Genomic DNA, 9688 nt, shown 5'->3' on the forward strand with positions numbered 1-9688 from the left:
CTGCTCCTGCATGTAGCCACCCTCACTTTCGTCTACTACATTAATATCTTTTTTAACTATAGGAGAGTTTGTAGAAACAGGTTTGTTGTAAGAAAGCAGCATCCATCCTGTAAATCGGCTTTTATGATTGTCAACCTCAGTATCAGGTAGGTAGTGAGGGTAATCTCCGTAGGCTGTGTTTACATACATTTGCCCATTCTCCTCAAAGCCTGCGGGGTACATACCAATTCTTCTTTCAAACTTATAGTTAACAGAAATGGCCATAGTGGCATAGTGCCAATAATTACCACTATTATCTTTTACGGTACTTCCGTGCCCTGATCCTTTTAAGAAACCACCCGGCTTATATGAAATAGGGTTATAAGGAGCATATGTAAATGGCCCAAGTGGACTGTCACTGGTATACACCCCATCGGCATATACATTCCATTGAGTGCCTGGCGCACCATATTCCAGGTAATATCTACCGTTGTGCTTCATCATCCAAGGCCCTTCAATAAAGGGTTTGATGTCTGATTTGTGGTCCTGGCCGAATCGTTCCCAACCATGCTTGTCGGGCTCGAGGTTAAACAGGTCAACTTGCTCCTCAATGGGTACATAAAAATTATCTGGGTCTAGTTCGATACCACGAATAGGCCATTTATTCGATGATTCTTCATAGAGGTAAACACGGTTATCATCATCAACAAATATATTAGGGTCTTGTATACCATGTGGCATATTGAGCACGGCATAGTTAGTTTTCCAATCACCCAGGTCGGGATTGGTGGTTTCTAAAACAGGTCCACGCCCTGAGGGATCGCCATAAACAAGGATTTTTCCGTCTCTAACGGCCGCAGCTGGTGCATTGCTTCCTTTAAAATACCAACTCTGAGGTTTTATAAAGCTCCAATTGCTCATATCGTCAGAAGTCCAATACCCATGAGATCGTGTTACAAAAAGAAAGTATCTGCCATTATAATTAACAATGGCCGGATCTGCCCCTGATCTGTAAGAAACATTATTCTTCGCTCGATAATGCGACATATAGGAGTAGTCTATGTCAATCGGGTTACAGTAAGTATTGTAATTTTTCCTAACACTTACTGATTCTGATAACGTTTTCCCATTCTTTTTATCCGACTCACAGCCAATGAGTATTGTGGCCAGAAGTATTGAGAGTATGAGTTTAAAATTCATTTCTTTAATGTCTTTATCTTAGAAACCTACTAACCCTAAAAGGTTTTAGTAGGATAATTTAATAGGTACCTTTGTATCCGTGATCGAAACGTGCTCCACCATCTCTTTTGAGAGGGATTTGCATGCCCCCAGTCGCCTCTAGCCAATCGAAAATGTCGTTTCGCAATGTTTTGGCTATCTCTTTATGCTCAGGGCTCCTAATAAGATTGCGAGTTTCATAAGGATCATTTTCCAGGTCGTATAACTCATTTAGGTCCCAAATCCCATAGTATCTGATAAACTTGTACTTATCAGTTCTTACCGCATGAACCGTTGGCGTTTGAGGAAAGGGTCGCTCCCAGAAATACTCGTAATATATCCTTTTCCTCCAATTTTCAGGATTTTCTCCTTTCAGGATGGGCAGGAAGGATTTCCCATCCATATTTTTAGGGGTTTCCAAACCTGCCATAGCCAGTACGGTCGGCCCGATATCAATATTCTGGATGAGTTGATCTACACTATCTTTGGCCAATAAATCACCCCCACCAAACGCCAGAAGTGGTACTCGGATGGATTCTTCATAGGCTTGTCGCTTATCGATAAGGCCATGTTCTCCAAAAGAAAAGCCATTGTCTCCCATATAAAAGACTACGGTATTTTCAAGAATACCTTCTTTCTCAAGCGCTGCTATTACTTCACCTATGCTTTCATCTACAGAGAGCAAAGTCTCATTGTACTTCTTGTAAAAAGTATCAAAATCCATCTGCCCATGGTACATATAATCCACTCCATGCCAGCTATGGCGCTGTTTCTTTACCCATTCTGGCACATTTTCATAGTCATACTCTTCCTTATCAACCTTCTCGGGATACATGGTGGATGGATAGTTAGGGCTTTCCTTTTCATAATTATCAACATGGCGTTGGGCAGGAGCAAACTCCGAATGCACTCCTTTATGCGAGAGATACATAAAAAACGGTTTTTCTTTATCTCTCTTCTCTATCCAGTCGACAGCATGCTCCGTGAGCAAATCGGTGATGTAAGTAGAATCTCCGAAGCTTTGCTCTTTTCCATTGATGTTGAGCGTAGGGTTGTAGTAAACGCCTTGCCCTTTGAAGCTCTCCCAGTGGGTAAAGCCTTTTCTAGGTTTAGCGTGATGCTCACCCATATGCCACTTGCCGAAAAAGGCAGTTTCATAGCCTGATTTTTCTAAATACTGTGGAAAAAACATGGATGTATCTCCTATAGCCGACTGATTATCAATAACCTGATGACGATGTGAAAACTGCCCGGTTAGGATAGAAGCCCTGCTTGGAGAGCATAAAGACGTAGTTACGAAAGCATTTTGAATATGGGTGCCTTCTTTAGCCATACGGTCCATATTTGGCGTTTTTAAGAAAGGCACTTTGCCAGTAAAGCCCATAAAATCGTACCGGTGGTCATCGCTCAAAATAAACACTACATTCAATGGTTTTGACGAATCGTCAGTACGGGCAAGTTCCAGCGGTGAGCTCTCTTGCTCCCTACTATCTTTGGTTTGACAGCCGACCACCATGGTCGCGATAGCAAGTGCCAATAAAACACATGTGCGTTTCATATTTTTATAGTTTTCTAATTTCAATTCCATTAATTATCGGATCACCTTCAACTGCCTGCAAGGCAATCTCAAGGCCTTCATCTTCCACACCCACAATTACTTTTTTAGAAAAAGCTGAGCTGAAAGGCAGGGTACTCAAATTGACTTCTTTGCATATTGCCTTACCATTTGCCAGCACATTGAACACCCGTTGTTTGCCTTCAAGGTAATTGCGATCTGTTTCGGCCCAATGAAAAGTGAGCTCGTAGCTACCACTTTTTAGGTCAAATTTGTACTTACCTCCCAAGCGACCTGTCTGGTAAACCGGATCATTTTGTGTGTTTGAAATACTACGATCTGTACCCACACCACGATCTCTGGGTTGGTACATTTTACCTGCTGTAAACCCGCCCAAAGTGCCACTGGTAAATTTTGTATCCGGTAACCATGTTACATTATCAATTGGGTCGATAAAATAAAAGCTTGACCCAACATTGATGTGAAGCGAGTTGGTGCTAAGCCAATCTGGCCCCACTTTCTGAAAGTTTATCTGGCAAACATCACTTACTGTTTTAATATCATATTCAGTTCTGGCTTCTAATGTATTAGTACCCTCTTCAAACTCGACCTGCCATGTGCTTAAGTGGAGGTCTGTAGATAGGCTCTCAACCTTTTGGCCATTGACAAGCAAACTTGTATTCTCTCCATTGGAGAATACTTCTATAGGCTGAGTGTTGTTATAAGCCTGTCGATTTGACCAGTCACAGCCTCCAATTTTCACAAAAGGGGTTGTTTTAAGCCAGCTTTGATAGAGGTAGTAAGCATCTTTTGGCATTCGGGTGGTTGATACTACACCTTTGCTGTTGATCTTGGGCACGGCATCATTTCTACCTTCAGAACCAAAATCGGCTATATTCCAAATGGCTGTGGCAGCCACATAAGGTCTGCTCATAATGTCTTTTAAATTTTGCTGGTGAAATTTGGTTTGCCACTCTATAGAGAAATCGAATCTTTCAGGGTTAAAAGAGCGGATGCGAGGATCGGCACCTGCACCATATTCTGTAACCAACACGGGTTTGTCAGGCACCAGTTTATGGAAATCATCTAAAAACCCTCCTCCACCTAACTCTGATTCGTACCAGCCAAAATAGAGATTCCAGCCGACCAGCATAGGTATTTGAGTAAGACCAGCTTTATGATAAAGCTCCAGTGCTCCATGGTTGGGTATCATGGTATAGCGTGTCGAATCTTCACTGCGTGTGAGATCTTCCAACTTCTGGGCGAAGTCAACAATTTTTTTTATGTGTGTACTATCTTTTTCCAGATTTCTACCAAGCAACATCTCATTCATATAAGCCCAAATAATAACACTCGGGTGATTGTAATACTGCCTGATCATCTCCTGCATCATAAACTCTGAATTGTCATAGAAAGCCTTTGAGTCTGTGATATCATGATCAAGGGGGATCTCCATACTCACCAAAAGACCTAATTGATCACTTGCCCGAAGCACTGCAGGGTCTTGCGGGTAATGGGCCGTTCTGAAGAAATTACTGCCCATGTCTTTGATGAGCTTGATGTCTTCTATGTGGCGATTATCAGAAAGCGCATTGCCAAGGCCCTCATAATCCTGATGACGGTTAGAACCAACTAATTTCAAATGAGACCCATTAATGAAGAAACCCTCGTTAGCATCAAACTCAAACCATCTAAAGCCAACGGGTATAATTTGGTTATCGAGTTGATTCCCCTCGCTATCCAGCAGATTAATCTCCAGTTGATATAGTGAGGGACTATCAGTGTGCCAAAGTTCAGGGGTCTCAACTTTTGGTAAGTGATGAGTTACCGTGTTGAGACCCTGAACCAGCACAACCTGTAATTGCTTCTTTAATATCATTTGCCGATCTGGGGAATACAAGCGATAATGAACTGTGGTGTTCACTTCGGACTGAGACTCAATATCAAGCCTGACGGCTATTGTTGCCTCTTCATTTGAAACCTCAGGTGTAGTGATAAAAATCCCCTGATCCCCATACTTGCTCAAATTGAAATGTGTGTCGGCCGTATTGATAAGCCACACATCCCGATAAATCCCTCCATAGAAGTTAAAATCTCCTTTTATTGGGACTATATCGGGATTATGGCTGTTTTCAACCTGAACCATTATCTTATTTGTGCCTGACTTTATAAAATCTGAAACGGGCACATTGAAGGCCGTATAACCTCCAATATGCTTACCGGCCAGTTGATCATTTACATATACTTCTGCCGTTTGATTGGCACCCTCAAACCTCAAAAACCATTGACCTTCGGTGTTATCAATTTGAAACTCTTTCTTATACCAGGCTATGCCCCGGTAATACCCAGGCTCATCATCAAACGGGTCTGTCTTATTCCATGTGTGTGGCAGATTTATGGAACTCCATTCTATATTTTCTCCTATATCACCTTTGTGAAATTCCCAATTTGTATTTAAGCTCTCCACATGGCGACCAGGTTGGGCGCTCAGGCTGAAGGCCAAACAGAGGAAAATACCTATTCCAAAAATCTGCTTCATCGGCTGGTTTAGTTCAGCGTAAATTCACCTTCTAAACCCTCTGCAGAGCTTGGCCCCACAAACACCTTGAACTTACCCGGCTCTGCTTTAAAAGTCATGTCGTGGTGGTAGAAAGCCAAATCATTCTCTGTGAGGGTAAACTCAACCGTTTTAGTCTCTCCAGCAGCCAATTTCACCTTTTCAAAACCCTTAAGCTGCTTTACAGGTCGGGTAATCGAGCCAACTAAATCTCTGATGTAGAGCTGCACAATTTCAGCCCCATCGACAGTTCCAGTGTTGGTCACTTCAACAGATACCTTCAACTCACCATCCATTGAAATTTCTTCTCCACTCAGGTTTAAGTTTTTATAATCGAATGTGGTATAGCTGAGCCCATAGCCAAAAGGGTAGAGGGGCTCGTTGGTAACGTCCAGGTAGTTTGACCTGAACTTCTGGAACCATTTGCCATCGGCCAGCGGCCTACCCGTATTTTTGTGGCTGTAATAAATAGGAACCTGCCCCACATTTTGAGGGAATGTGGCTGTGAGTTTACCTGATGGATTAACATCGCCAAAGAGCACATCGGCAATCGCATCACCTGCCTGACTACCTGCAAACCACACATTGAGTATGGCTGGTACATTCTCATCCTCCCATTTGATGGCTAGAGGTCTGCCTGTGAATAATACCATGGCTACAGGTTTACCTGTTTCCAATAGGGCCTTCAATAGTTTGCGCTGTGTAGCGGGTAGTTCTATATCTGATCTGCTTGAGCTTTCACCGCTCATTTCAGAAGCTTCACCCATCGCAGCCACAATTACATCTGCCTGTTTTGCAGCCTCCAATGCTTCTTTAATCATTTCATCCTCAGACCGATCGTCTCTATAAGTCGACTTGCCAAAAACACTGATTCGGGATTCCAGCTTAGCATCTTTCACAATATTGGCTCCTTTGGCAAATACAATCTTTACATCATCTCCTGCTACGTTAGTAATACCCTCTTTAAGAGAAATAGCCTTGTCGTGCTGCCCTGCCACACTCCATGTGCCGTTCATGTTTAGTTTGTTATCGGCCATAGGACCAACAAGTGCAATTGTGCCCCCTTTCTTTAGTGGAAGAATGTTGTCTTCGTTTTTAAGTAAAACAAAGGTCTGCGCTGCTGTCTCTCTGGCAAATTGCCTGTTCTCATCGGAGAAAATTTCTTTCGAGCCCCGCTCCTCATCGCAGTAACGGTAAGGGTCTTCAAACAGGCCTAGCTTATATTTAGCTTCCAAAATGCGCTTGCACGCCCTATCGATATCAGCCTCTGTGATTGAGCCTTCTTCCAATGATTTTTTGAGGGTAGTCAAATAACCTTCCCCAACCATATCCATATCGCTTCCCGCCTTTAGCGCCAAAGCTGATACCTGCTGCAAATCACCCATGCCATGATCTATCATTTCGTTGATAGCAGTATAGTCTGTAACCACCATGCCATCGAATCCCCAGGCTTCTCTCAAAATTTCAGTCATCAGCCACCTGTTACCGCTGGCAGGAATACCGTCAACCTCATTGAAAGATGTCATCACACTGCCAACACCAGCATCTACAGCGGCTTTGTAAGGAGGGAAATAATCGTTATACATTCTCAATCGGCTCATATCGGTGGTGTTATAATCACGGCCGGCCTCTGCTGCACCATACAAGGCGAAGTGCTTCACACATGACATAATGGTTGTGGGGTCACGTAAATCATCTCCCTGATAGCCTCTAACCATAGCCTGTGCTATTTCCGAAGCCAGGTAAGGGTCTTCACCATTGCCTTCTGCCACTCTACCCCACCGTGGGTCTCTTGAAATATCTACCATTGGGGAGAAAGTCCAGGCTATACCATCGGCACTTACCTCACGTGCGGCTGTTCTGGCCGTTTTCTCAATAAGCTCAGTGTCCCAGGAGCATGATAAACCCAGCGGAATTGGAAATATGGTCTTATAGCCATGAATCACGTCCATTGCAAAAATTAGAGGTATACCCAGGCGAGACTGCTCTACTGCAACCTTCTGAACTTCACGGATTCTGGCTGCTTGCTGGATATTGAACAAGCCTCCAACCTGACCTTTTTTAATTTTACCCGCTATATCAGAGTTGGCAGCTTCTCCTGTAGTGAAGGCACCGGAACTAGGTAAATTTAACTGCCCGATTTTCTCTTCAAGCGTCATTTCGTTCATGAGGGAATCTACAAATCCTGAATTATCGGTACTGCTTATTTGTGCTTCTCCAGCGCAGGACACAATTAATATACCTACGGCTAAGTTTAATATTGTCTGTTTGATCATAGCTTTTTACTTACTTTTAGAAAATAACCACGTTAATAATTCCGGCTCCGCAAACGCACTGTCCCAGCTATTGTGATTAGCCTCGGGGTACAGTGTAAACTTCACGTCACCTCCTGCTTTTTTGATTGCATCTACCATTTGTTCTGATAAGGCTGGAGGTACTATATCGTCTTTAGCCCCGTGAAACACCCACAGGTCGACCTCATCGGCATAGGTCGTAACATTTTGTGGATTACCACCTCCACATATAGGGAAGGCTGCGGCAAACACCTCTGGTCTTCTTGATAAAATCTCGAATGTACCCATGCCTCCCATTGAAAGGCCGCCTACATATAATCGGGATTTATCTACGAACCCTAACTGGCGAACAGAATCCACCAGGTGCATCACGGACTGCATGGCATCGGTAGGTGTACTTTCAGCAGGAAAGGAGAAAATCCGTTTCCCCTCCAAACTGCGCTTAACATCTACTTTAGCCCAATAATCATCCTGCGGGCATTGGGGTGCGATTACGATGGCCGGGCTGATCTTTTGATTGATAAACAAATCGCTTCCGTGCACCAATTGCTTCTCATTATCACTGCCTCGCTCACCTGCCCCGTGAAGAAATAGAATAACCGGATACTTTTCATCCTGATTAAAGTTCTCGGGAAACAACACCCGAAATGGGAGCCCTTTATGGCTGCCTTTCTCAAATTTATTCTGAGCAAAACCGGCCATAGAAACAAAAATTAGAAGTGCTGTAAGAAATTTATTCATAACTAAATCCCAGTTTATCTAAACCTTCCTTAACCTCAGGCGCTTGCATGAATAAGTCCCATATGAGGCCCGAGCGATGATTTTCTATCATTACTGGAATAGGCCCCTGATCTATAGCCAGATACCTTGGCAAATACCAGCCATTGGTAAGGTTAAAAGCATCGTAAGGCCCGTACTCGCCTACTAATGAGTCTGCATCGTTATAGAGATATTGTAGCATTGTCATGCTTTCTTCTGGTGTATATGGAAATGAAGAAAGTGCAGCCGTTGGTGAAATTACCCCGAGGTCCTTATCTGGTCGATGCCCTGAGTAACCTTTCATTGAATAGCTGGATGTAAGACCCCACGCCTTCTCACCATAACCTTTATAACCTTTGAGGTTTTCTACACAATAGGCATAATGTATTTTAGCATGATTCTGATTGAGTGTCCAGTACTCACCATATTGGTCTTTCAAACCTTTGGGGTTGAGCCCCAGGTAAGAATAATGCGCCCAGAAAAGAGGGCCTACTTTTGCCTCATCATGCTCGTAATGATTGAGTACAAGGTCGTAATCATAGTAAGTTTGGTCTGTCTCAATTTTGCCATCCAGGGCCCATCCTTTGTGATATACTTCCGGCTCGATCGGGTGGGTAGGCGAAGAAGCTGCCAATACGTACATAATCAGACACTCATTATACCCGCCTACAGGGAAGTTCATTTCCCACCCATAGTTGGGCGACCAATGCCAGTAAAGTACATCTTCACCACCCTTAGTGTGCCAGTCCCATTCTACTTCTCTCCAGATTTTATCTATGCGGCTGGCAATGGATTTTTCCCTTTCATTGCCCTCTTTGAAATACTCTCTCACCGCCAGTAGCCCTTGCATGAGAAAGGCTGTTTCAACCAGGTCTCCACCATCATCTTTTTTACTAAAAGGTTTTACCTTACCTGTATCTCCATACCACCTGTGAGGGTACACTCCATGGAAACGGTCTGCGGTTTCGAGAAAGTTGAGGATTTTCTCATACCGCTCCACCGCAGCTTCTCTCTTGATAAAGCCTCTTTCTATACCTACTAAAATGGCCATTACACCAAAACCTGAGCCTCCAGATGTTACCACATTTCTGTCATTAGAGGGGTAGATATCATCCATGTGAATGCGCTCTCTGGCCATTCCGCTATTGGGTTCAGCCCCTTCCCAGAAATACTGAAAGGTTTGATATTGTAGTTTAGTGAGTAATGAGTCTTCGCTTATTTCGCTTTTATTCTCCTGAGTAGCTGATGATTTTTTATCAGCACTATCCCCACAAGACATCATGCTAAACGTCAGACCAACTAAAATGGCATAAAGTAGATTTCTAT

Annotated in this window: 6 protein-coding genes; all 6 read right to left on the reverse strand. The window is 43.5% G+C overall.

Annotated features, from left to right (window positions below):
* Positions 1–1179: family 43 glycosylhydrolase (locus E1176_RS11705; protein ID WP_155210799.1), on the reverse strand; the 1179-nt coding region annotated here is incomplete at its 3' end.
* Between the two features lie 58 nt (positions 1180–1237).
* Positions 1238–2755 (reverse strand): sulfatase family protein, encoded by a 1518-nt coding sequence (locus tag E1176_RS11710; RefSeq protein ID WP_155210800.1) that lies wholly within the window; start codon positions 2753–2755, stop codon positions 1238–1240.
* A gap of 4 nt (positions 2756–2759) precedes the next feature.
* The gene (locus E1176_RS11715; RefSeq protein WP_155210801.1) at positions 2760–5291 is read right to left on the reverse strand and encodes a glycoside hydrolase family 2 TIM barrel-domain containing protein; all 2532 of its coding nucleotides are present in this window, start codon (positions 5289–5291) and stop codon (positions 2760–2762) included.
* Between the two features lie 8 nt (positions 5292–5299).
* On the reverse strand, positions 5300–7585 hold the full coding sequence (bglX, locus tag E1176_RS11720; RefSeq protein WP_155210802.1) for a beta-glucosidase BglX: 2286 nt from the start codon (positions 7583–7585) through the stop codon (positions 5300–5302).
* A 6-nt stretch (positions 7586–7591) separates the two neighbouring features.
* Positions 7592–8344: a carboxylesterase family protein gene (locus tag E1176_RS11725; protein ID WP_155210803.1), complete on the reverse strand. Its 753-nt coding sequence runs from the start codon at positions 8342–8344 to the stop codon at positions 7592–7594.
* The coding region (locus E1176_RS11730; RefSeq protein WP_425482578.1) for a glucoamylase family protein at positions 8337–9688 on the reverse strand (1352 nt) is incomplete at its 5' end. The genes E1176_RS11725 and E1176_RS11730, both read right to left, overlap by 8 nt.

Origin of the sequence: Fulvivirga aurantia (assembly GCF_009711475.1) — a bacterium.
In the GTDB taxonomy this organism is placed as follows: domain Bacteria; phylum Bacteroidota; class Bacteroidia; order Cytophagales; family Cyclobacteriaceae; genus Fulvivirga; species Fulvivirga aurantia.